16 protein-coding genes and 1 pseudogene are annotated in these 23488 nt (G+C 37.4%); 4 read left to right on the top strand and 13 right to left on the bottom strand.

What is annotated here, in order from left to right; translation table 11 throughout:
• Position 1 precedes the first annotated feature (1 nt).
• The 4 genes and pseudogenes from IPI15_RS00225 to metH form a co-directional block, all read right to left on the bottom strand.
• Positions 2-1114: a restriction endonuclease subunit S gene (locus IPI15_RS00225; protein ID WP_287418741.1), complete on the bottom strand. Its 1113-nt coding sequence runs from the start codon at positions 1112-1114 to the stop codon at positions 2-4.
• Positions 1111-2657, bottom strand: a pseudogene (locus IPI15_RS00220) (type I restriction-modification system subunit M). Before IPI15_RS00220 ends, IPI15_RS00225 begins: the two are co-directional and overlap by 4 nt.
• Complete coding sequence (locus IPI15_RS00215; RefSeq protein ID WP_287418739.1) at positions 2654-2845, bottom strand: helix-turn-helix domain-containing protein; 192 nt, start codon at positions 2843-2845, stop codon at positions 2654-2656. The pseudogene IPI15_RS00220 and the gene IPI15_RS00215 overlap by 4 nt, the downstream one beginning before the upstream one ends.
• 608 nt (positions 2846-3453) lie before the next feature.
• Positions 3454-7116, bottom strand: coding sequence for a methionine synthase (gene metH / locus IPI15_RS00210; RefSeq protein WP_287418737.1), 3663 nt, complete (start codon positions 7114-7116; stop codon positions 3454-3456).
• A 523-nt stretch (positions 7117-7639) separates the two neighbouring features.
• On the opposite strand from metH, the gene dnaB reads away from it, so the two are divergent.
• From dnaB to IPI15_RS00195, 3 genes are all read left to right on the top strand, one after another.
• Positions 7640-9181: a replicative DNA helicase gene (gene dnaB / locus IPI15_RS00205; protein WP_287402309.1), complete on the top strand. Its 1542-nt coding sequence runs from the start codon at positions 7640-7642 to the stop codon at positions 9179-9181.
• Positions 9182-9638: 457 nt separating this feature from the next.
• Positions 9639-10760 carry a GumC domain-containing protein gene (locus IPI15_RS00200; protein ID WP_287418735.1) on the top strand — a complete coding sequence of 374 codons (1122 nt, stop codon included), beginning with the start codon at positions 9639-9641 and terminating at the stop codon, positions 10758-10760.
• Entirely contained in the window at positions 10753-12207 is a 1455-nt protein-coding gene (locus tag IPI15_RS00195; protein WP_287418734.1) for an O-antigen ligase family protein, read from the top strand. Before IPI15_RS00200 ends, IPI15_RS00195 begins: the two co-directional genes overlap by 8 nt.
• Here the strand turns inward: IPI15_RS00195 and IPI15_RS00190 are convergent, their stop codons facing one another.
• The 6 genes from IPI15_RS00190 to IPI15_RS00165 all read right to left on the bottom strand — a co-directional run bounded on the left by IPI15_RS00190 (position 12208) and on the right by IPI15_RS00165 (position 18261).
• Positions 12208-13308 (bottom strand): aminopeptidase, encoded by a 1101-nt coding sequence (locus tag IPI15_RS00190; protein WP_287402302.1) that lies wholly within the window; start codon positions 13306-13308, stop codon positions 12208-12210. It abuts the gene before it with no gap.
• Positions 13309-13778: 470 nt separating this feature from the next.
• Positions 13779-14456, bottom strand: a complete 678-nt coding sequence (locus IPI15_RS00185) for an NUDIX hydrolase (protein WP_287402300.1) — start codon at positions 14454-14456, stop codon at positions 13779-13781.
• Positions 14457-14462: 6 nt separating this feature from the next.
• Positions 14463-15251: a uroporphyrinogen-III synthase gene (locus tag IPI15_RS00180; RefSeq protein ID WP_287402298.1), complete on the bottom strand. Its 789-nt coding sequence runs from the start codon at positions 15249-15251 to the stop codon at positions 14463-14465.
• A gap of 22 nt (positions 15252-15273) precedes the next feature.
• Positions 15274-16188 (bottom strand): DUF4271 domain-containing protein, encoded by a 915-nt coding sequence (locus IPI15_RS00175; protein WP_287418732.1) that lies wholly within the window; start codon positions 16186-16188, stop codon positions 15274-15276.
• 121 nt (positions 16189-16309) lie between these two features.
• Positions 16310-17806, bottom strand: coding sequence for a T9SS type A sorting domain-containing protein (locus IPI15_RS00170; RefSeq protein ID WP_287402294.1), 1497 nt, complete (start codon positions 17804-17806; stop codon positions 16310-16312).
• A 5-nt stretch (positions 17807-17811) separates the two neighbouring features.
• Positions 17812-18261, bottom strand: a complete 450-nt coding sequence (locus IPI15_RS00165; protein WP_287402292.1) for a T9SS type A sorting domain-containing protein — start codon at positions 18259-18261, stop codon at positions 17812-17814.
• 558 nt (positions 18262-18819) lie between these two features.
• Here IPI15_RS00165 and IPI15_RS00160 point away from each other — a divergent pair.
• A complete protein-coding gene (locus tag IPI15_RS00160) occupies positions 18820-19932 on the top strand; it encodes an AAA family ATPase (protein WP_287402290.1) in 1113 nt (370 codons plus the stop codon).
• 927 nt (positions 19933-20859) lie between these two features.
• On the opposite strand, the gene IPI15_RS00155 is transcribed toward IPI15_RS00160, so the two are convergent.
• The 3 genes from IPI15_RS00155 to IPI15_RS00145 form a co-directional block, all read right to left on the bottom strand.
• Positions 20860-21309, bottom strand: a complete 450-nt coding sequence (locus tag IPI15_RS00155) for a hypothetical protein (RefSeq protein ID WP_287402289.1) — start codon at positions 21307-21309, stop codon at positions 20860-20862.
• Positions 21310-21351: 42 nt separating this feature from the next.
• The gene (tatC, locus tag IPI15_RS00150) at positions 21352-22248 is read right to left on the bottom strand and encodes a twin-arginine translocase subunit TatC (RefSeq protein WP_287402288.1); all 897 of its coding nucleotides are present in this window, start codon (positions 22246-22248) and stop codon (positions 21352-21354) included.
• Positions 22249-22969: 721 nt separating this feature from the next.
• Positions 22970-23467 (bottom strand): DUF1573 domain-containing protein, encoded by a 498-nt coding sequence (locus IPI15_RS00145; protein ID WP_287402287.1) that lies wholly within the window; start codon positions 23465-23467, stop codon positions 22970-22972.
• Between the last annotated feature and the right edge of the window lie 21 nt (positions 23468-23488).

The following is a 23488-nucleotide window of genomic DNA, read 5'->3' as shown; positions in this document are numbered from 1 at the left end:
ATTATAATTCTATATTGTTCTTTGGAAATGTTAGCAATTTATCTCTATAATACTCATACTGCTGTTTCCTCAATGATATCTCTTTAGGCAAACCCTCGGTAATGGAGTTGGTTAAGGTATCAAATGTATCGAGGATAGAAACGATGCGTACTTGTTCCTTTGGAGATGGGTTTGGTATTTTAATACTGTTTAAATTTTTTTGATTTAATTTTGGTTGAGCAGCACCTGAAATAAATGACGTTAAATCAATACTATTCAAATAATATTCTACAAATCTTCTTTCTGCATATGTGTTGAATTTCAATACATGAGCATGATTGTTAACCCAACTCTTTCCACTTACACTAAATGCAATAGGAGTATTTCTTGCAATTAAATTTGCACCATCTTCAGAAATTAATAAAAACTCACCATCGAATATGTAATCTTTTACGTAATCCACAATGCCGGAAGCTCCATAATATGGAATATCGCCTGCATCTCTTAATCCACTTGTAACGGGTTTTCGCATTGAGTCCAAATTTTCAGCTAAATATTGCAATGCTACTAATTCCACTTCACCATCTTCAAAGCGTAATAATTTATCTCGATAATAATTATATTGTTGCTTCCGAGCTGTAAGCTCCGCTGTAAGCTCCGCTGTAAGCTCTGTAAATGAATCTAAAATGCGAACAATTTCATTTTGAATAGAAAGTGGTGGGATGGCGATTTGGAGTTTTTCAACTACAAGACCATCTAGAGTTGGTATGCCAGCCTTTCTAACTCTGGATTGTAAGAAATTTTGTTTCCCAATTAAATAGTAATAAAGAAATTTATTGTTTAACAATTCAGAATGTTCAAGACAATAGCATCCATCAGAAGACCAAAAATCAACATCACTATATCCTACAGTTCCAGCAGATGCACCTACATTAATTATCATAACTGAATTTGCTGGTCTATTATTTTTCCCATAATAACCCAGAGGTTCTAAACCTCCGTGAAAAACAGGAAACTTCATATCAACTGAAAGTTGTTCTCTAGTCAATCTTCGTCCACGAAGTACATTTGTCACCTCCCCCAAAGTCTTCCACTCCACCTCCACACCTTCTAATAGTTTTTCTATATTGCTCATGCTTCAATTTCTTTTATGATAGTATCAATATCAGCACGAAGCAAACTTATTTTTTTCACTGTTGTAGCAATCTCTTCGTTCAGGGTTTTTATATCTACTTTTTCTCTGTTGTCTTTGGCTGCTACATATGAGCTAACGGATAGGTTATAATCATTTTCAGCAATTTTTGCATTGTCTATTGAAGCAGCTATATGTGCTACATCGACTTTGCTATCAAAAATTTCCATAATTCGCTCTATGTGTTTGTCTTCAAGCAAATTATTGTTGGTTACTTTTTTAAAGAAGTCCTCACCACTAGCATCAATAAATTGGGTTTTGTTTTCAGTTTTATGCTTGGAAAGTACCAAGAGTGTAACAGCTATGGAAGTGCCATAAAACAAATTGGGTGCTACGGAGATTATGGTTTCTACAAAATTATTATCCACTAAATACTTTCTGATTTTCTGTTCAGCACCGCCACGGTAAAAGATACCAGGAAACAAACAATAGCTGCCCTGCCTTTACTTGATAGATAACTTAGGGCATGTAATACAAAAGCAAAATCTGCTTTTGATTTAGGAGCCAATACACCAGCAGGTGCAAAACGGTCGTCATTAATTAGTGTTGGGTCATCGTCACCAATCCAATTTATTGAGTATGGAGGATTAGAAACAATGGCATCAAATGGTTTTTCATCGCCATAGTGTGGGTTGCGAAGTGTATTGCCAAGGGCAATATTAAACTTGTCGTAATTGATGTTGTGCAAAAACATGTTCATACGAGCAAGGTTATAAGTGGTGTGGTTTACTTCCTGCCCATAAAAACCTTCTTCAATAATATGATTGTCGAAATGCTTTTTGGCTTGTAACAATAAAGAGCCTGAACCTGCGGCTGGGTCATAAATCTTGTTTACCTTGTCTTGCTTGTGCATTGCCAATTGTGCAATGAGTTTTGAAACGTGTTGTGGCGTAAAAAACTCACCTCCCGATTTCCCTGCATTGGCGGCATAATTGGAAATCAAAAACTCATAGGCATCACCAAAAAGGTCTATTTGATTGTCTTCAAAATTGCCAAAATCTAGTTCAGCAATTCCTTTTAAAACTTTAGCCAAGGTGTTGTTTTTGCTTTCAACAGTGTTTCCCAGTCGTGTGCTTGTAGTATCAAAATCGGCAAACAAACCTTTTATATCTGGTTCAGATGGATAACCGTTTGCAGAACTTTCAATAGCGTCATAAATCGCTTTTAAGTCTGTGTTTAGATTTGGGTTGGTATTAGCTGTTTTGGCAACATTGACAAATAGTTGACTGGGATAAATGAAATAACCTTTTGTTTTAATTGCATCGTCTTTTATTTCAGGTGTAATGTCTTTATCAGGGTAGTTTGCATAGTTTACACTTTCATCACCACCTTCAATGTAATTGGTGAAGTTTTCACTAATAAAGCGATAGAACAGCGTACCTAAGACAAACTGTTTAAAGTCCCATCCATCCACAGAGCCACGAACATCGTTGGCAATTCTCCAAATCTTGGCTTGTAATTCTTGTCGTTGTGCTATGCTTGTCATTTTTTCTCTTTTATTAAGTCTTGTGGTTTAACACCTAGTATTTTGGCAATTTCAAAAAGCACTTCAAGTCTTGGCTGTTGTCTGTTTTGCACATAGCCGTTGACCATGTTGTAACTTTTGCCTAGTTTTTCAGCCAACCAAGTCTGTTTTACTCCCTTTTCTTCCAACACTTCTTTAATTCTGTTCATGCCATTTTGAGATGAGTTCGCAAAGATAGATTTAATATTTTGACTATCTCGTTTTTCAATATAAAAACTGTTTGAATTACTGTCAGTCTGTTTGTCGGTGCGTGGGCAAAAAATGGCTCTTTTGGTTTTGGGAAGGGTTGGCTTGTGTGTCTGGCAAAACCAAATGTGCCATTTGTGGGTTGGCAATAAAATTGAATTAAAAAAATGTGCGGTGGGGAAAATAAAAAATACAGAAGGGTAGGCAATGAGTGTCGGCTTACTCGTTGTCCGTTTGAAATATGGTCTGTATGTTGTTCACCTGTCAAAATGGTTTGTCGTAGTAAATTCGTTTAATTTTTAGTCGTCTGTTTATAGTTGCACTGTCGTCTTTTAGGCTTGCTTATAACTTATTTATATCCCTCACTTTGTGGCGCATATATCGCCAATATGGACATATATGCGCAATAACCATGAAGTTTATTTTTCTCAAATATATTACATTTCTTAAGGAATGAAATTCACAATAAAAATCTATTTACAGCAACATTGAAGAAAGTTTTTCACACAAGGAATTGAATAAAGCCTTAGAATTCAAAAAAAGAAATGATCTTTAAACTAGGAAGACCTCCTCACACCTTCTCCTCCATCTCAAACTCATACTCTTTCCAAGCCCCCACCTGATCCTCCAAGATCTCCCCAACTCCAAAATACTTACTATCCGGATGACTAAAATACCAACCAGAAACAGCCGCTGTCGGCGTCATGGCGTATGATTCTGTCAAAGTAATACCTGTGTTACGCGTGGCATCCATCAGTTCGAATAGTTTTCCTTTCTCCGAGTGTTCTGGACAGGCAGGATAACCGGGTGCAGGACGTATACCGCGATAGGTTTCTTTGATGAGGTCTTCGTTGTTGAGGTTTTCATCGGAGGCGTAACCCCAATAATGGGTTCTGACTTTGTGGTGCAAACATTCAGCAAAGGCTTCGGCGAAACGGTCAGCAAGCGCTTTGAACATGATGGCATTATAGACGTCGTGATTGGCTTCGAATTCTTCCAACTTATTCTCGATGTTCATGCCGCCCGTCACAGCAAATCCGCCGATGTAGTCCTTGACACCGGATTCTTTGGGTGCAATGAAGTCCGAAAGTGAAATATTGGGCAGTCCGGCAGCTTTCTGCTGCTGCTGACGACGAGTGATCAATGTTTTTAGGACGTTGGTTCTGGTGTCATCTTCATATATTTCGATGAGGTCATCCTCAACTGTATTGGCGGGCCATAACCCTATGACACCATTAGCCTGCAACCATTTTCCTTTGATCGTGTCATCCATTAGCTTGTTGACGTCTTTGAATAGATCAGTTGCTGCTTCACCCACCACCTCGTCAGTAAGAATAGCCGGATATTTCCCGGCCAATTCCCATGCCTGGAAGAATGGCGTCCAGTCTATGTATTTCTTTATTTCCTCCAAAGGAAAGTCCTCTAAAACTGTCACACCCGGATATGCAGGTGTGGGTGGTGTGTAGGAAGCCCAATCGATCTTCAACTTGTTTTGTCTGGCAACCTCATAGGACAACATGCGTTTTTCTGTCCGCTTTCCAGCACGCTGAACTCTTATTTTTTCATAGTCTTCTCTGGTTTGAGATATAAATTTAGAAGTTGCTTCGCTATCACTTGACATCAGTGTCGTCGCCACTGCCACACTCCTGGAAGCATCCAAGACATGGATGACAGGACCTTTGTAATGTTCCTCGATCTTCACTGCTGTATGCGTTTTTGAAGTTGTCGCACCACCTATTAATAATGGCATGGTGAAATTACGACGCTGCATTTCCTTTGCCACATGTACCATTTCATCAAGAGAAGGTGTGATCAAACCACTTAAGCCGATCATATCGACATTGTGCTCTATGGCGGCATTTAAGATTCTGTCCGCCGAAACCATCACCCCAAGATCTACTATATCGAAATTATTACAACCCAAAACCACGCCCACTATATTTTTACCAATGTCATGGACATCACCCTTTACAGTCGCCATCAACACTTTTCCTTTGGATGAACCACCACCCGCAGCTTTGGAAGCTTCGATAAACGGAAAGAGATAATTCACGGATTGTTTCATTACCCTGGCACTTTTTACAACTTGAGGCAAAAACATTTTTCCGGATCCAAATAAGTCACCGACGATGTTCATGCCGTCCATCAAAGGCCCTTCAATCACATCGAGCGGCATTGCACTGAGCAGTCTTGCTTCTTCCGTATCTTCAATAATAAATTCCGTGATTCCTTTGACAAGGCTGTGAGCCAATCGCTCTTTGACCGGTTTATTTCTCCATTCAAGATCTTTTTCTATGACCTTTCCTCCACCCTTGACTTGTTCCGCATAAGTCGTCATCGCTTCAGTGGCTCCTTCATTTCTGTTAAAAATGACATCTTCCACCAGCACCAAAAGATCCTTGGGCAATTCTTCATAGATCTCCATCATTCCGGCATTGACGATTCCCATGTCCATACCTGCCTGGATGGCGTGATACAGAAAGGATGAGTGGATGGCTTCTCGCACTCTGTCATTTCCTCGGAATGAAAAGGAAATATTACTGACACCACCGCTGATCTTAGCTCCCGGGCAAGTTGCCTTGATCTGACGACATGCCTCTATGAAATAAACAGCGTAATTATTGTGCTCTTCAATCCCCGTCGCTATCGCAAATATGTTTGGATCAAAAATAATATCCTGAGGTCTGAAGCCGATTTCTTCCGTCAATATCTTATATGCTCGCTGACAAATACTTACTTTTCTTTCTATTGTGTCGGCCTGACCATCTTCGTCAAATGCCATGACTACAGCAGCTGCGCCATATCTGCGAACGAGCTTTGCTTGCTCTTTGAATTGTTCCACACCTTCTTTCATAGAAATGGAATTGACCACACATCTGCCTTGGACACATTTCAAACCGGCTTCTATAACTGACCATTTGGACGAGTCGATCATGATGGGCAACTTGGCGATGTCAGGTTCTGACATGACCAAATTTAGAAATTCAATCATGGCCGCATGACTGTCCAACAATCCTTCGTCCATGTTAACATCCAGTATTTGGGCGCCACCTTCAACCTGTTGAAGCGCCACTTCTAGTGCCGTATTGTAATCTTTCTTTTTGATGAGTTTTTCGAATTTCTTCGAACCGGTGACATTTGTCCGCTCGCCGACATTCACAAAATTTAATTCGGGACGGAAGACAAGTGCTTCCATACCACTTAACATGGTGTAATTTGGTTGTTCCACCAAAGGTCTTGGTGCAATTTTACTAACCGTTTCCACCATTTCTTTGATGTGTTCAGGTGTGGTACCGCAACAACCACCTACAATATTCACAAAACCGCTAAGAGCAAAGTCGTGCATGTGATCGCCCATTTCATGAGGGTCTTGATCATATTCACCCATTTCGTTGGGTAAGCCGGCATTGGGATAAGCCGAAATAAAACAATCTGAGATTCGCGAAAGCTCTTCGATGTGTGGGCGCATTTCTTCCGCTCCCAAAGCACAATTCAAACCAACCGATAGTAAAGGCATGTGACTGACAGAGATCCAAAAAGCCTCTACCGTTTGACCGGAAAGTGTTCTGCCACTCTGATCCGTGATCGTGCCGGAAATCATGATGGGAAGGCTCTCTCCTCTTTCTTCAAAGATCTGGTCAATGGCGAATAGAGCAGCTTTACAATTGAGGGTATCAGTGATCGTTTCGATCAAAAGAATATCTGCTCCACCATCGATAAGACCTCGGGTTTGTTCCCCATAGGCTTTTACCAGATCATCGAATCCAAGTGCTCTAAACCCGGGATTATTAACATCCGGAGACATGGAGGCAAGTTTGGTAGTTGGGCCTAAAGCTCCTGCTACGAAACGACGCTTATCCGGTGTTTCAAGGTTTTTTTCGGCTACAGCTTTTGCCGCTAGTTTTGCTGATTCAAAGTTGAGTTCATAACAAATATCTTCCAGGTCGTAATCCGCTTGGGAGACAGTATTGGCAGAAAAAGTATTAGTTTCAATGATGTCGGCTCCGGCGTCGAGGTATTCTTTATGAATGGATGCAATGATATCGGGCCTCGTAAGGCTCAGTATTTCATTATTACCTTTTATGTCGGCGTGAAAATCTTTAAATCTTTCTCCTCTAAAATCCTCTTCCGAGAGTTTATATCGCTGGATCATTGTACCCATCGCACCATCGATGACCATGATACGTTTGGAAAGAATATCTTTCAACTCCTGATATTGCGGCGTTTGTTTCAATGTAGATATTTAAATTTAAAAAGACAAAGTTAAGACATTTAGAAGTTCCGATAAAATATTTAATAAAACACAAAATATTATACCGCTACAGCACAGGAATTCGAAATTTTAGCAAAAAAAAGAAGTATAACATTTGAGTAATTTAGAATGTTTATAAACTTTACATCTAAAGGTTGGCAGCTAAAATTATTTTAAAAAATATGCTAACAAACCAAATTGGAAGATTAGAATTTCAATAAATCTTCCTTTACACATTAGATCTGAATTATATATAATATAAATCTATTCGAAATCAGCTATTTATGAAAATAATTAAGATACATTAAAATTAAAACTTATATATAAATAATAAATATCTGACAGACTTACTCGCGTTATCCACATAATTTTCGTAATTTTCCACATAGTTACAAACATATGAACCTAATTACCAACACTGCTGTTTTGAATAAGGTAAACAGCAACCTGAAGCCTTTGTAAATTTTTCTTAACCTTGCACTCTAAATGAATCGATCCGTTATCAATGGCAGATATTAAGCAATCAATTACTTCAGGTAGTTCCAATTTGAGATCTATTAAACGGTCAAGCGACTATAATTCAGGGCAGATCGGAAGAATAGTTCCTCAGGCTGTTCAGGTCGAAGAGGTCGTACTTGGTGCTATCATGATCGACATCAATGCGATGTCGGCAGTGCTTGATATGCTTTCTCCGGACGTATTTTACCTACAAGCGCATTCGAAGATATTCTCAGCAATGATGCGTATTTTCAACAAAACGCAGCCAATAGATTTATTAACAGTTCATGAGGAGTTAAAAAAAGCTGGGGAGATAGAAGAGGTCGGTGGCCCGGCATATCTTGCGGAACTAACATCTAAGGTCGGAACAGCTGCCAATGTAGAGCATCATGCCAGAATCATTGTTCAAAAATACATTCAAAGAGAGCTGATCAGTGTATCTACCACGATCATTAATGATAGTTTTGAAGATACCAAAGATGTTTTTGACATTTTGGATGAAGCCGAGCAAAATCTATACAGAATTACCGACTCAAATCTTAATAATGGTCCGCAGTCATTTACTGCTATGGCCAATCAGGTGAGAATGAGGCTGGAGGAAATGGCCGGTAAACCTGATGGGTTGACAGGAGTGCCTTCAGGATTTAAATCTTTAGATAAGATAACTTCAGGATGGCAGCCCTCGGACCTTATTATTATAGCGGCACGTCCCAGTGTAGGTAAGACAGCCCTGGTACTTTCAATGGCGGTTAACGCAGCAAAAAAAGATTTTCCTGTAGCAATATTTTCACTGGAGATGTCCACACTTCAAATGGCTCAACGTATCGTTTCTATGGAGGCAGAAGTTTCCAGTTCGAGCCTCAGAGACGGCAAGCTTTCGGATGACGAACTAAAAAGATTTCATCACACCCTTCAAACCCAATCAGACCTCAAGATATTCGTGGATGATACTCCTGCCATCAACACTTTTGAACTAAGGGCAAAATGTAGAAGGTTAAAAACGCAACATAATATAGGTCTGATCATCATCGATTACCTTCAATTGATGTCCTCCGGTTCAGAATCCAAAAATGGTGGGAACAGAACTCAGGAAGTCAGCGTGATATCAAGGGCTTTAAAAGGTTTGGCGAAAGAATTGAATGTGCCTGTCATTGCATTATCTCAGTTGAGTCGTGCTGTCGAAACCAGAACTGATAAGCGTCCACAACTTTCTGACCTTCGAGAATCAGGTTCCATAGAGCAGGATGCAGATATTGTAGGATTTATTTATCGTCCTGATTATCACAATCTTGGTGAAGAACCTGGCATGAATATCGCCGAACCTGAAGCAGAATTGCTTATCCAAAAACACAGAAATGGTGCTTTGGGAAATATCAAGATGAAGTTTGTCAAAGAATTTGCAAAATATCAAGACATCGGCGATGTTGACTTTTTTGGAAATGCCATGCGTGGCGGTGGAGCTCCATTCGGTGCACCTGCGGAAAGTGGTATGATCAGAAAGGAATCGAGAGCCAATAACGATGAAGGATTTATTGATATACCGTTTTAATTGTTAGTTGTGAATTGTTAATTGTTATTAGAGGTCAGTCATCAGTGGTCAGTAATCAGTAATCAGTAATCAGTAATCAGTAATCAGTAATCAGTAATCAGTAATCAGTAATCAGTAATCAAAAAGTCCACCTTTGCAAGTAGAGTTCCTATTGGACCAAGATTTTGCAAACATTGTGAGGCATGTATGGTCGTTTGCTCCTGGCGAATTGCGAAAGCTGTTCGATCAAAAGTTATCATTAAGAGAAGGGAACGCAGATTTTTTAAGATAATCAAGATTCTTGTATGATTTAAACATACATATGGTTAATTGGTAATTGATAATTGGAAATGGAGCCCAACTAAACACAATACTGCTCATTCTTCGCGTCATTTTCAATTTTCCATTTTCCATTTTCAATTTTCATTTATCATTCACCATTAAATGTAGTACTTTTGCAGCCTTGAAAAATTAATTCATGCAAGCAAGAGAAACATTAATAGACATCACCAAGCTTATTCTTAGAAGAAGAAAGGCCATACTTAGAAATATTGCTATTGCAGCAGTAGTCGCCATTGTTGTATCCCTTTTTCTTCCTAATTACTATCAGGCGACGACTATATTTTACCCTGCGAGTCCGGATATCATGAAACCTGAGCACATCTTTGGTACTGCCACCAAGGATATGGACTACTATGGCACAGGGGTTGACCTCGACAGGATGCTTACCGTAGCGCAATCTAATGAACTTTACGACTTCATGATCGATTCGTTTGATTTGTACAAAAGGTACGATATTGATTCAAGTGGAAGTAAAGCAAGATATAAGGCCCACATGACTTTTAGAGAGCATTATAAAATTGAGAAAACTAAGCTCGATGCTATTGAACTTTCCATTGAGGATGTAGATCCTGTGGTCGCAGCATCCATGGCAAATGCTACCAGATACAGGATAAATAACCTTGTATCTAATCTTCTGAAATCCAACCTAAATGAACTCGCTGTCACCATAAAAGACAACATCAAACAAAAACAAATTGAAGTTAATGTTCTCTCTGACTCTGTTAAACTCCTAAGAAACAAGTACAAGATCATAGATACGGAATCACAGGCCATCGAATTGATGAAAAAAATGGTAGGCACTGAATCTAAGTTGAAGCGGGAAGAAGAGCGATTAAAAATCTTGGAAACTGTACCAGGGATCCGTCGTGATACTATTTATATGCTTAAGGCAATGGTAGCAGGTCTTAAAGAAGAATATAAATCAATCACAGATACCAATAGCACCAGTGCTATCAATTTTACAAACTTCAATGCAGGGCGGAATACAATAGAGATCATGTCCACGCAGCTCAGATCTGCCAAAGATTATCTAACCGTTTATAATACAAGATATAATCAGGTTATTGGTGTATTGAATGGCAATAATAATGCTTTGCACTTAGTGGAGAAGGCAGATGTGCCCCTTATTAAATCGAGACCCAAGCGAAGTCTGATAGTTCTCGCCGTGATCCTTGCCGCTTTGCTATTCAACGTAATAGGAATACTCGTCATTAATACGCTTCAAGATCCTGATTGGAAAAAAATGTGGAATGAATAATTCTTTATTTTCAATAGGAAAAGGAAGTGAAAAGCTATTAAACCTACTTTTTCTTTTATTCCTTTTGATCTCAGTTGTTGCCATACTTTTTGATGCATACATACTGTTGCTTATGCCTAGCGTAGCTCTTTTGTCTTTATTTATCATAAAAGATCTTAAGCTGGCATATTTTCTAATGATCATGAGCATCCCTTTATCCATTGAATATTATTTTGGGAGTCTGAGTCTGGATGCACCGGACGAATTGTTCAATATAGCATTGCTCTTTATTTTACCCGGATTTATACTTTATAATTATAAAGATTTAGATTTCAGTTTTGTGCGCCACCCAATAGTGGTTTTACTTTTTGTGCTTTTTATCATTTCCGTCATATCCACCATATTTTCTGTAAATCAAGTATTATCTATTAAATACCTCTTGGCCAAAGCATGGTATATTGTTGGCTATTTTGGCTTTACGGCCTTTTTCCTAAAAGATTGGAAGGATGTAAAAAAACTATCCATCTTGGTTGGATTTACCTGCACCTTAACACTGATATATGTCATGGTCAGACATAGCGCATCAGGGTTTTCATTTTCAGAGATAAATTTTTGTGTTGGCCCTTTTTATTCAAATCATGTAAATTATGCAGTCCAACTCTTAGTAGTATTTCCTTTTTTGTGGTTTCTGAGTAGAATACATAAGCTGAAATGGGGACAGAGTTATTTTTATATAGCACTGATACTGCTTTATGCTGTAGCAATTTACTTTAGTTACACGCGTGCGGCAATAGGCACTATGATTTTGGCTATTCCATTTTATTATATTATTAAATTCAAACTAGTTAAACCGGCCATTGTATTGACATTGATCGGGGTGATCTCATATGGTACGTATGTGATCAGGGATAATAGATTTTTTGAATTCGCTCCTGATTATAACAAGACTATTTCACATCAGGATTTCAACAAACTTCTATCCGCTACATATAATCTTGAGGATATTTCAACGATGGAAAGGGTCTACAGATGGGTAGCCGCCAGATATATGATTGAGGATAAGCCTTTACTAGGAGTAGGTCCTAACAATTTTTATGATACTTACAAAGCCTTTACCCTTAGATCATTTCAGACCTACGTAAGTGATAATCCAGACAGAAGTACCGTCCATTCCTATGTGCTTTTATTGGCTATAGAACAAGGAATCTTCTCAGCAATAATATTTATATTTCTGGTATGCTATGCGCTTATCATCGGACAGCGCATATATCATGATGAGAAAGATGAACATAATAAGCTTGCAATTATGGCGGCTTTAATATGCCTATTTAGCATAATGGTCGTCTTGTCCATAAATGATGTAGTAGAATCAGATAAAGAAGGTTCTTTCTTCTATATTTCGTTGGGTATAATTGCCGGATTTCATTGGAGGCATCATAAAAGAGAAAAAGATGCTAAGAAATTATAATTATATTATGAAAGTTCCATTCTCATAGATGAGTTCACTATCAGCATATATCTTTCCTCCATTCACCATGTCACTGATCATGTCCCAATGTACTGTACTTTCATTTTTACCACCCGACTGCAAGTAGGATTGACCGATGGCCATATGTATTGTACCACCTATTTTTTCATCATATAGGATATTTCTAGTTAGTCTGTTGATCCTGTAATTTGTTCCTATAGCTGCTTCGCCAAATCTTCTGGTGCCATCTATTTTGAATACATCATCCAATATTTCGGTTTTATTGTCGCTTGACCAGCGTTCAATATAACCATCCTTGACTTCGAGTTTCACATTCTCGATCATATGTCCCTGATATAACGATGGCAATGTAAATGTGATAAAGCCATTGACACTATCTTCTACGGGACTTGTATAAACTTCGCCTGATGGCATATTTGTTTTTCCATCAGAATTAATCCAAGTGCGACCTTCGGTAGTGAAAGTAATGTCCATGACCGGGCTCTTATATCTGAAATGAAGACAAGAGTTGAGATGGTCAACTACCTTTTGTTGTGATTCCCTCACTTTAACCCAATGGGACGCCGGATCTTCTTCATTCAGATAACAGGCATTGATAATGAAGTCGGTATATTCCTCAAGGCTCATTCCGGCAGCGTCAGCCCCCTGTTGCGTTGGATATTGACATAGATTTCTTTTCAGGTCTCTGGTAGCAGTGCGTTCGAAATAGAGTTTATTGAGATCTTTAATTGCTTCACTGCGGGCACCGGAAATATTATTGGGTGGAAGTGTAGATGCATAGGGGATAAATGGAGCTCTGATCACAAGATAACCATCAAATGATTCAACAGCCTGTTTATAAAGTGGCGAAACATAAGATGCCTGAGCTTCATGACCATGCAATGCAAATGATTCGGACTTGCCCGACCATTCAAATATTACTTCCATGATGATACCAGCCTTTTGACATTGATCGAAAAGCTCTGATACAAGAGGCTCTGCTAAGGTCGTCGTGGTGACTAATAATTTTTCTCCACTTTTAAGCTCCATGCAATAATTGAGTAACAAAGAAGCATACCTATTCAATATTATCTTTTCCACAGTATATTCTATTTATTTGGTAAAAGTAAATGATTTGATTAAATTTGGTAGTCAAATATTTCAATCAGTAATCAGTAATCAGTAATCAGTAATCAGTAATCAGTAATCAGTAATCAGTAATCAGTAATCAGTAATCAGTAATCAGTAATCAGTAATCAGTAATCAGTAATCAGTAATCAGTAATCAGTAATCAAAAAAGTCCAACATTATAAATAGAGTTCCTTCTGTGCAAAATTTTTATAGGCAGAGAGAGGCCTGAAAGGTCGTTTCCCGCCAACGGATTGCGAAAGCTGTCCGATAATAAGGTATGGGATAGGGAGAGAACGAAGATAGATTAAGATAATCAGTAGTCAGTAGTCAGTTTGCCCCTGATTTATGATTTTTATATGAGTGATAAATTATTAAACGATAGGGCAATAGGGTGATAGAGTGATAGGGTGATAGGGTGATTTTTGACATCTTCGTAAGAGTTACTCTGACTTCTGATTTCTAACTTCTGACTTCTTCACCTCCAGCGGCTCCACCGCTTTAATCCATTCCAACAATTCTGCTAAGATCATGGCAGTCGCGCCCCAAAGTGGTGTCCCTTCTATGAGATCTATATAAGGTATGTCTTTAAGAATTATATTTTCATTACGTTTCATATCCATCACCTTGCGGTGAGAGATGTCTGAAAGTTGTTGAAGTGATAAAATATGATATGATTCTGCTTCTTGCTCAGAAAGTGTTATTTCCGGCAATTGGTCCAAATATAAAACTATTGGTGTTACTTCGAATCCACTAACAGGGATAGCAAGACTTGACAATGTGCCAATTAAGTTACTTTCATCTAATGTAATCCCTGTCTCTTCCCACAATTCTCTTAGAGCAGTTTGCACAAGGTCTTTGTCAGAATCATCTGCCTTACCACCGGGAAAACTTATCTGCCCGCTATGTTTATCTTTATCATGGGAGGTTCTAACGATTAATAACGTACTTAGCCTACTTTCATAAGGGAATAGCAATACAGCTACTGCTGAACTTGTCAAAGTAATATTATTAAGGTCGAGTGGAAATCTACCTGGAGGGGCAAACTGCGCCCATGCTTTCATCTCAGGAAGCAGATCAAGATAGTTCTTGAGCTTACTCACTTCAAATAAATCAAACAAGATCGCTTACTTATTGCTTAACAACAAATATTTTTCAATAGCGCCCGGCATTGATGGGGCATCCGGTTGAGGTGCAGCAACATCCAATTTTAGATTGAAATGATCTACCATCTCACAAGTACTCTTGCCGAAAGCAGCTATTCTTGTTTCTTCCTGGACAAAGTCAGGGAAATTTTCGAATAAACTCGTCAAACTCTGAGGGCTAAAAAATGCAAGCATATCATATTTTATATCACTTAAGTCAGACAGATCACTGCTAACTGTATGATACATTTCCGCCTCAATAAATTTCATTTTAGCTCCAGTGAGCCATTCTGTGACTGGTTTATTTCCAAGATTAGACATAGGAACCAAAAACGTCTCATTTTTGTGCTTAGTCAACGAAGAAGACATATCTACCATCTTCTTGTTACCAATAAAGACTTTTCTCTTTCTATAATGTATGAATTTCTGAAGGTAATTGGCAACAGATTCTGTAAGGCAAAAATATTTGGTATCTGGAGAGATTTTAACCCGCATTTCTTCAGCGATTCTGAAGAAATTTTCAATTCCATGTTTGCTGTTAAAAATGATACAACTAAACTCTTCAGGTCGTATTCTTGATTTACGAAAGTCCTTTTCCGCCACACCTTCGACATGGTTGAAAGCTCTGTAATCCACTTTCAGACCATATTTTGTTTCAAGTTCATTAAAGGCAGTTTTGGTATTAACTGGGGGGGGTGGCTGAGAGACCAAAATACTATTTACACGTTTCAATTTACTTAAGTTTGCTGAAGTTGATAGCTTTGTTGTCATAGAATTTTACTTATCATTAAGTTTATAATGAATTCCCTGAGTTAGAGTAGATTATTTTAGTTAATATTAAAATAGGTGCTATTTCGATGGTGCAAAGGTAGATAAAAAAATGGAACTTTTGAAATGTTAAGTAATTTGCAGCAAGAAACATACCTCTTAATTGCCTTATACAATATAATAATAAGAAGAAAATTACTCCCAGATAAAGGCATAAATTGGCCACCTGATCACTAGAAAAGGAGATCAAGCTATTAATCGGGAGCAATGCTATTCCAAGGAAAATATTGAAAGCAATAATAGTAAAGCTGTAGTAACTTATTTCTTTCTGGACGGGAAAAATTAATCCAATGATCCTTAAGACTGAGTGTTTTATAAAGTAAGTAAGCGCAATTCCACCGACACACACGAAAAACAGCGTGATGTCTGATGCAAAGTAATTGAACTTGAATTGTTTTAAAAGTAAGGTGAGAAACAGACCTGCATTCAGAAAGAAGAACAGATAGAATAAACCATATGAAAGCGTATGTCCACTATTCTGAAAGCGATATACCACCTTAAGGTATGTATCACTAAATATAGCCCGGTAAATATTGGCCAGTAAGCCCCTGTTCATCACTACCAGAATGGTCAGAAACAATAAAAGTAGGGATATTGATACAAAAAGAAAATTTTGGTTCTTGACTTTTTTGGAGGTAATCGGAATCGGCTTTTTGACGAGGAGGGTATCTCTTAAAGCGTAATTAGCAGGTACATGGATAATCTCAAATGGGTTTGAATGATCTATTTCCTGCTCTGCAATAGGCTTTGGTTGATTCTTATTCGCAACTGTTTCCGACCCGGAAGCTCTTAATTCAAAAGGATTGGCAGTATTTTGTGCGCCACTTGTCCCAATGAAAAAGTAGAATGAAACTATAAATAAATACTTAACTATCCTCACTGCCTTGAAATACGGCACAAAGGTAGTAAAAAAACTTTACCCTCTATCATAATGGCTAAAAACTTTGGGTTAAATGTACGTTAAGTAGTGGTGGATGAAGCTATTATAGAAGGAGGATGTATTATTTCGTGATAATCAGTTTTCCGGACTTTAGTGATTTACCGGAATCCGAAGATACATTATATATCAAGACTCCACTGGTTACATCTTTTCCCAAATCTATGTCGTTGACACCTTCGAATAATTTTTTATTCAATATCACATTTCCTACAATGTCATAGATTTTTATCATACAATCATCCATATTTTGGCCATAAGGAATATTTACCTTTAAAAGACCATTGCTTGGGTTGGGATACACTCCTACCTTTAGCTCATCTATCTCGATTACTTCCTGGTCACCCAGCAGCGTCTTACAGTTTTTATCTATGCACCCGTCTGCATCCAATTTTACTAGCCATCCCTGTTCTTCATCTTTTAAATCTGTCAAGTCTCTGAAATAGCCGCAGGCTATTATATTGCCACTTGGTAGAGCTGTCATACCCAGCAGACCGCTGTAATATTGGATAGGCATAGGGCTAAAAGGGAGCTTATATATATGCTGCCATAGCACTTCTCCGTCCTGAGTGATGCACAAAGATCTACCCTTGCCCTCTTCCTTGCCGATTATGGTATAAGTGCCGTTGGCATTGCGGTGCATGCGGTAGAGGTATGCATTGAATACATCGTCATTGATTACTTTTTTCCAAATGACTTCACCTTGCGAATCTATTCTGTATATTCTCAAGGACGAATTATAATCAACAATATCCTTTAATTGAGAGCATATATAGATATAATCACCATTATCTAAAGTATCAATATCATATATATTTCCTTCACCATCTCCCATGTTGAATATCTCTTTGACAACCATACCCGATGTATCTATTGTAGTTATTGCTACCCTTCCTTGATTGTTAATGCTTTGGTTTCCCAATAAGGTAACTTCACCGTATTTAAAAGATTTTATATTTCTTAACCATTCGTAATTATCTTCAGTACCATAGAATTTATGCCATAACTTATTGCCATGAAGGTCTGTCTTCACAATGCAATAATCATGGTCGTTTCCATTTTGAGTGCATACATCTAAGCCTATGAAATATGAATTTTCAACTTCAATGGAATTAATACTATAAACAGTACAATTGTCTAGTTCAAATTCTTTTGCGAATTCTAATTCGAAATTTTTATTTGTTTTATAGAAATCAACATTGTTGTTCCTTTCAAAGGGTACTGTAGTATAAATATAACCACCATCCAGAGTAGTTGAAATTTGCGCATTACGATTGATTAAATTTTCAGATTGACCTAAAGGGTCATAAAAAAACTTAATTTTAGAAATATTTCCCAGTGTGTCCATACGTGCTAGAAAAACGTTTTGTCTTTTTGAAATGGTATCCTCAGCAATATCACCAAAAATTGTTAAAGAATCATCAACAAGCTTAACATCCAGGAAATAGGTATATCCATTTGTTGCAAGGTTAAAATAAGAATTGAGGGCAGTAAACTGCCCCCAACTTTTATTTGAACTAAGTAATGTTAATATGATAAAAAACAAAGACCTGCAGTTCATGATATCTATTTTGTAATGATCAGCTTGCCTGATTTAATCAGCGTCCCTTTTTCCGTAATGATGGTGTAGATCAGGACACCACTCGACACCTTACTGTCTAGGTCGATCTGATTGAGACCCTGCGATAATGACTTGTTTAAAAGTTCTTTGCCGATGATGTCATAGAACACGATGCTGCATGCTTCTGTCGTAACTTCTGATGGTAAGTTTACTTTTAGTAGACCATTGCTAGGATTGGGATACACGACTATAGAAGACGATGTTTCTGTTTCGTTTGTTTCACTTCTTACTTCTAAACTATCATTAGGCAGGACAAAGTCGAGTGGGAAAAATTCATCACTAAGGGATAGCAGACCTCTGGCGATGGCCCCGGCGGCACTATAGGTAGTAGTGTATGATCTGAGAGTTGTTTTATTCCCTAAGGAAAGCAGATCAGGATTGGTAAATATAATCATACGGATTGGGTTTTAAATAAACCTTATTAAATACTATTAATCATTTAAATATATAAAACATTTTTATATCATGTGTATATTTTTAAAAATCGTGTGTATAACTAATTGCTCAACAACTTATATATTCTAATAAATAATTTATAAAAAGATGGATAGTAATATAGAAGTTGATTTTTATTAGGCAGATTCCTCCCTTCAGTCGGAATGACAGAATCTTTGTTCTGAGGGGGTATAAAATGGGGTGGCTGTGCCACCCCATTTTATACCCCCTCATCCCACCGACATAACGTCATTCCGAGCGAAGCGAGGAATCTTTATTCGCTAAGTCTTTTCTTTTTCGGCTTTTTGTAATTTGCTATCCACACTTAAAAATTATTTAATTAATTCTGATATCCCAATTAACGTAATTTATCCAAGGTTGCTGCTCATGACTGTATTTTATAATAGGGAATGACATTTTGACGAAATGATCCATGGTTTCTAGTTTCGGGACAATAAATACTAATCTTTTAACCCAGATGACTATATTTGATAATTAAATTTTATCAAATATAAATCATGTCAAAAACAACCTATAAAAACATATACGTCGCTGCCACCAATCAACACATTGGCAAGACCACCTCAACACTTGGCATGGTAGCAGCCTTCATGAACAGAGGTTTAAATGTTGGCTACTGCAAACCTGTTGGGCAAAGATATCTCGACTTTCAGGACTTTAAAGTAGATAAGGACACTGTTTTGTTTGCTGACCTGATCAGATTTTCTATCCGTCCTGAGATCCATAGCCCGGTCATTTTAGGGCCAGGCGCAACCACACAATTTCTGGACAATCCAAATGATTTCAATTATAAAGATAAGATCCTATTTGCTCAAGAAGAATTGCAGAAATCTCATGAACTCGTCATTTATGAAGGTACCGGACATCCAGGTGTAGGTAGTATCGTAGACCTGTCGAATGCAGACGTCGCAAAACTCGTAAATGCAGGGGTAATAATGGTTGTAGATGGAGGAATAGGCAAGACTATAGACAGACTCAATATGTCAATCTCATTGTTCAGAGAGCAAAAGCTTCCGATAATTGGGGTTATAGTGAACAAGGTGGAGGAAGATAAAATAGAAAAAATCAAACACTATCTTGGCAAGGCACTTAAAAAAATGGATCTGCCTTTATTAGGGCTGATGCCTTATGATAAAACGTTGGGTTACCCTGTTATGAAATCCGTCATGGAAGCCATCAACGGTGAAGTACTATATAATAATGACATGTTGAATAACAAAGTGGAGGATATATTGGCAGGATCTTTGATGGACGTAGAGCGATTAAGATCAGAAAAAGGCCTCTTGTTGGTAGTAAGTACAGGTCGTGTCAATGAGGCCATCAGCAAAATGCAAAGAATCACAAAGTCTGCAGGAATTACAGATTCTCCCTTAACAGGGATTGTAGCTACCGGAGAGGGCACGATCAACAGAGAGAGTATCAATTATATAGAAAGTAATCGTATCCCTTTGATCTCAACCACCTTGGACACCTATGGATCCGTGATTAAAATCAGTAGGATCGAAGTCAAAATCAATCTTAATACCCCATGGAAAGTTCAAAGAGCCATTGAGTTGATCAGTAATAATGTTGATTTGGATGCTATTTTAACGTATTCAAAAAGAGGTTAACTTTAGTTACAAATTCAAGTTTGGATAGTCAGAAAAGACCCCTAGTATTACTCAATCTAAGGTAGAGATCAGAAGTCAGAAGTCAGAAGTCAGAAGTCAGAAGTCAGAAGTCAGAAGTCAGAAGTCAGAAATTAGAAATTAGAAATTAGAAATTGGAAGTTAGTTCTGATGTAATTCATTTTATTCCAAAATCACCAGAATAACATGAGACGGCAATGCATACTTTACTTTCTTTTTGTCTTGACACAAAAAGAAACAAAAAAGTCAAGGTTAGACACCCCGCCTTCGGCACCCCTCTGCCAGAGGGGAAGCAAAATTCTTAACGCTCAATCACTTCGAAAATACTCATAAAATTACGCTAAACCCTATAAGGCTCCGTGCCTCCGCTGTATAGGGCTTAGCTATTTTATGGTATTTTCTCCATTCATTCACTAAATTTTATAAGGCCTTTCGCGCACAGTTCATTCATTTCTGCAAATTTAAACTATTCATTTACAATAGATTATATTTAGTTATATAGGAGAAGTTAGAATTAAACTAACTATTTGGCACTTTAGGTAATTTATTTACTAATAATTTTTATTTATATATTGGTTATCAATAAGATAAGCAACTCCGAAATTTAAGTAAAATATTAAAATGCTTACTGAGTAAAACCTGAAGGGTTGGCATTTTTATAGAAAATAGGCATGACGGGACGATCAGAACCCCGAAGGTGGTGGCATTTTGAAGGGAATGTTGGATAACATCTAAAAGTATTGAAATTACTAGATCGAAGTAAGAAGTTAGAAGTTAGAAGTCAGAAGTCAGAAGTTAGAAGTTAGAATGAAACTAACTATTTGGTATACAGAAAATTAGGTTATTATATATACAAATCATCATATATTTATATTAATGATTATCAATTCAATAAGTAACTCCCAAACTTTATTTACCAAAAGTCTTCTTCAATGGTATTTGGTTGGCTTCACAAAAAGACTGTAACATATTTTCTCTTTCAAGCACGATTACTTTATTACCCCATCTGCTTTTATTTACAAAATGCAGGGTTGCTATTCTAGCCATAAACAGATCTGTGATCTTCACATTTTTAATATTGGCTATAGGCATCATGGTCGTAGTAAAATAATTGGACAAATATATTTTCTCCGCATCAGCCTCAAGCCTTTTTAATTTCATGGAGAAAAAAATGATAAACAAGGATGCAAGTATCAGTAAAGTAAGAAAAAAGTACTTTACATAATCAGACATATAAACTTCATCACTCATATAAGGCCCAAGAAACGCTCCCAAGGTACAGGCTAATAAAAATACCCATGCAAATACCGGAAGGAAAATCACATAGAATAAAGTAAGGTTGGATGAATATCTCTCCATTTTAAATCAATTCAGTATTATTTGTCAATTATTAAAAGGTCACTAAGTAATGTCTTCAATGTTTCTCTCAAGCAATGCCTTTTCACGCATTAATAATTCAGCTTCTTCCGCCAAAATAATTTTTTGTTTTGCGTTCCAAACTCTTGCCGATACCGCAATACTTAATTCGAACAATATATAAAGCGGTGTAGCCAGGATCATCTGAGATACGACATCCGGAGAAGGTGTAAGTACTGCAGCTACGATCAATATGATGACGATAGCATATCTCCTACCCGAGCGTAACATTTGTGGCGCTAGAACTCCGGCTTTTGTTAAAAAAAATGACACCACAGGCATTTCAAATATCAGCCCTACAGGCAGTGTAAACATGACCATGTAGTTAATATAGCTATTCAATGTAGGCGTGGCTAAGGTATCCGCCAGTTCATAACCTGCTAAGAAAGAAAGTGCAAATGGAGCGATAAAATAGTAACCAAACAAAACCCCCATTATGAATAGTAGTGAACAGATAAGAACTACGCCACGCGCAGATTTACGTTCATTTGGATAAAGGCCCGGCTTTATAAATCTCCAAAACTCCCAAAAAACATATGGAAAAGCAACTATTAGCCCCAGAATAATCGATACAGAGATGTGAGTTGTAAATTTTTCTGCTAGGTCCCTGGTTATTACTTCAAAACGAGTTGGCTGTATACACATCATTTCACCAAAAGAGCAAAATAGCCTGTAAGTATAAAAATCCGGATTTCTCGGACCAAATACAATAGTCTTGAATACAAAATCTTTCTGAAAAAAAACAAAAGTAGCAATAGATGCTACTGCTATAAGCGCCCTGATAATATGCCATCTTAAGGCTTCAAGGTGCTCAAAAAAAGACATCTCTTTTTCTACCTTCACCTCTACTATTTCATCCACATCAACTTGGTCTAAAGCCATACTAGTAAGTATTTTCGATTTAAAGGGCCAAAGTTAATGTTTTGTTGCACCTCAGGTTATTTTTTAGATTAATCTTTAGATAATGAATTGATAATATGAATTTTGAGTATGCACAATCCATGAAAGAGGAAGCTAATTAAGACGCAAATCCGAATTTTAAGGCATAAAAAAAACCCTGCATCCAGAGATGGATACAGGGCCCAATTATGAAAACTTCAAATCACCCCGTTTTAATGGCATGTTTTACTTCCTGCCGGAACACAAATCTTGAATTCTTTAATGATTTTTAAAAAAACCCTGCATCCAGAGATGGATACAGGGCCCAATTATGAAAACTTCAAATCACCCCGTATTTGTGGCATATTTTACTTCCTGCCGGAATCTCCATCAAGCTTTTTGAATGGAGCCATGTGCTTATTTATTTAAGCTACATTTCTTTAACATTGCAAATATAAATAAAGTTTAAAACAAAATCAGAAAAATTATATTTTTTCTGAAAGAAATTTGTAAAAATATTTGCAATCCGCTCCGAACCATTTCATATCTCATTAGATAATCAATTTCTATCACTGCGAACTAATTGTAAATGTTACACAAAGATAATATTCTGACACAAATAAACAAAAGTTTTAGAACCTTTTTAACAAAATTTTAAATTTTCAGGCATAAAAAAACCCTGCATCCAGAGATGGATACAGGGCCCAATTATGAAAACTTCAAATCACCCCTTGTTTAACATATTTTTAGTTCCTGCCGGAACGCTTGCGTCAGCAGCTTTAGGCTTAATTTCACCTTTAACTGATAAAACGAAAGACTTACCTTCAATATTTGTGTTAACAGTCACAGTCTTATTGATTGCACCTGTTCTGTGTGTATCGTATCTTACTTTGATCTCTCCTGACTCACCAGGTAAGATTGGAGTCTGAGGCCATGTAGGCACAGTACATCCGCAGCTACCATTCGCAGATTTGATCAAAAGTGGTTCTGTTCCATTGTTCGTGAATTTTGCAAATCTAAAAGGATCAGAATCTTGCTCAATGTTTCCAAAATCAACATTCATTGATTCGAAAGTCATGTCAGGACCGGTTACTTTTGGAGCAGTAACTACTGGTGCAGTAGTTTTAGCTGGTGCTTTTTTCGTAGCTTTTTTTGTGCTTTGAGCAAACGCACCTGTCGTTAGAAGTGCAATGGCAAAAATAAATAATACAATTTTTTTCATCAGAGTTATAATTTTATTCTT

Origin of the sequence: Candidatus Brachybacter algidus (genome assembly GCF_016707225.1) — a bacterium.
GTDB lineage: Bacteria > Bacteroidota > Bacteroidia > Chitinophagales > Saprospiraceae > Parvibacillus > Parvibacillus algidus.
This window is presented reverse-complemented; position numbering and strand designations above follow the sequence as displayed.